Genomic DNA, 2,095 nt, shown 5'->3' on the forward strand with positions numbered 1-2,095 from the left:
GGGGCGAGGCGCCTGCGGATGCCGATGTTGGCGCGCATACGCGGGTCCTTCGCGTATTCGGCCCACATGTAGTCGCGTTCCTCGTCGGTGACCATCTCCAGGGTCAGTTCGTCGTGGTTGCGCAGGAAGATGCCCCACTGGCAGCCGGAGGGGATCGCGGGGGTCTTGGCGAGGATTTCCGAGACCGGGTAGCGGGATTCGCGGCGGACGGCCATGAAGATGCGGGGCATGACGGGGAAGTGGAATGCCATGTGGCATTCGTCGCCGCCGCTCTGGAAGTCGCCGAAGTAGTCGACGACGTCCTCGGGCCACTGGTTCGCCTCCGCCAGCACCACCGTGTCCGGGTACTGGGCGTCGATCTCCTTGCGCACCCGGCGGAGGAACTCGTGGGTTGCCGGAAGGTTTTCGCAGTTGGTGCCCTCGGCCGCGAAGAGGTACGGGACCGCATCCAGGCGGAAGCCGTCGATGCCCAGGTCCAGCCAGAACTTCAGCGCCGAGAGGATCTCCTCCTGGACGGCCGGGTTCTCGTAGTTGAGGTCCGGTTGGTGGGAGAAGAAGCGGTGCCAGAAGTACTGCTTGCGGACGGGGTCGAAGGTCCAGTTGGAGGCTTCGGTGTCGACGAAGATGATGCGGGCGTCGGGGTACTGCTTGTCGTCGTCGGCCCACATGTAGTAGTCGCCGTAGGGGCCGTCGGGGTCTTTCCTCGACTCCTGGAACCACGGGTGCTGGTCGCTGGTGTGGTTCATGACGAAGTCGATGATCACGCGCATGCCCCGCTGGTGCGCGGAGTCGACGAACTCGACGAAGTCCGCCAGGTCCCCGAATTCGGGGAGGACGGCGGTGTAGTCGGAGACGTCGTAACCGCCGTCGCGGAGGGGGGATTTGAAGAAGGGTGGCAACCAGAGGCAGTCGACTCCTAGCCACTGGAGGTAGTCGAGTTTGGCGGTGATGCCCTTGAGGTCACCGACGCCGTCGCCGTTGCTGTCCTGGAAGGAGCGGACCAGGACCTCGTAGAAGACGGCGCGTTTGAACCAGTCGGGGTCCCGGTCCTTGGCGGGAGTGTCCTCGAAGGTGTCCGGGACGGGCTCGTTGACGATCATATTGTGGGTGACCCTCCGATCTGCGGGGACGGTCGCAGGACGGTGAGGATGTGTGCGGGCCGGTTGCCCGGTTCCAGGCGCACATAGTTGGCCCTGCCCCAGTGATAGGTCTCACCGGTGAGCTCGTCGCGCACCGGTACCGACTCGTGCCATTCCAGGCCGAGTTGCGGCATGTCCAACGAGACCGTGGCCTCCTGGGTGTGGTGAGGGTCGAGGTTCGCGACCACCAGAACCGTGTTCGAACCACTCCGCTTCGAGTACACGATCACCGCCTCCTGATCCGCGTGATGGAAGTGGAGGTCGCGCAACTGCCGCAACGCGGGGCTGCGGTGCCGGATGGCGTTGAGCTTGCCCAGCAGTGGCGCGATGCTACGTCCTTCCCGCTCGGCCGACGCCCAGTCGCGGGGGCGGAGTTGGTACTTCTCGGAGTTCAGATACTCCTCGCTGCCGGGCCGCAACGGAGTGTTCTCGCACAACTCATACCCGCTGTACACCCCCCAGGTCGGGGAGAGGGTGGCGGCGAGGACGGCTCGGAGTTCGAAGGCGGGGCGGCCGCCGTCCTGGAGGAACTCGTGCAGGATGTCGGGGGTGTTCACGAAGAAGTTGGGCCGCATGTAGGCGGCCGCCTCGCCCGACAACTCGCTGAGGTATTCGGTGAGTTCCTGCTTGGTGTTGCGCCAGGTGAAGTAGGTGTACGACTGCTGGAAGCCGACCTGCGCGAGGGTGGCCATCATCGCGGGGCGGGTGAAGGCCTCGGCGAGGAAGATGATGTCGGGGTCGGTGCGGTTGATCTCCGCGATGACCCGCTCCCAGAACACGACCGGTTTGGTGTGCGGGTTGTCGACGCGGAAGATCCGCACCCCGTGGTCCATCCAGTGCCGCAGCACCCGCAGCGTCTCTGCGATCAGGCCGTCCATGTCCCGGTCGAAGGCGATCGGGTAGATGTCCTGGTACTTCTTCGGCGGGTTCTCCGCGTACGCGATCGTCCCGTCGGG

Annotated in this window: 1 protein-coding gene and 1 pseudogene; both read right to left on the minus strand. The window is 65.3% G+C overall.

The genetic code is table 11. The features are described from left to right. Positions 1 to 1,100, minus strand: a 1,100-nt coding sequence (locus tag AB0M63_RS44565; RefSeq protein WP_366023405.1) for an alpha-amylase family glycosyl hydrolase, incomplete at its 3' end; no start/stop codon positions are given. Beyond that, positions 1,097 to 2,095: pseudogene (locus AB0M63_RS44570) on the minus strand (alpha-1,4-glucan--maltose-1-phosphate maltosyltransferase); the annotation flags it as partial. The pseudogene AB0M63_RS44570 and the gene AB0M63_RS44565, both read right to left, overlap by 4 nt.

The sequence above is a fragment of the Streptomyces sp. NPDC051576 genome (assembly GCF_040681835.1).
GTDB lineage: Bacteria > Actinomycetota > Actinomycetes > Streptomycetales > Streptomycetaceae > Streptomyces.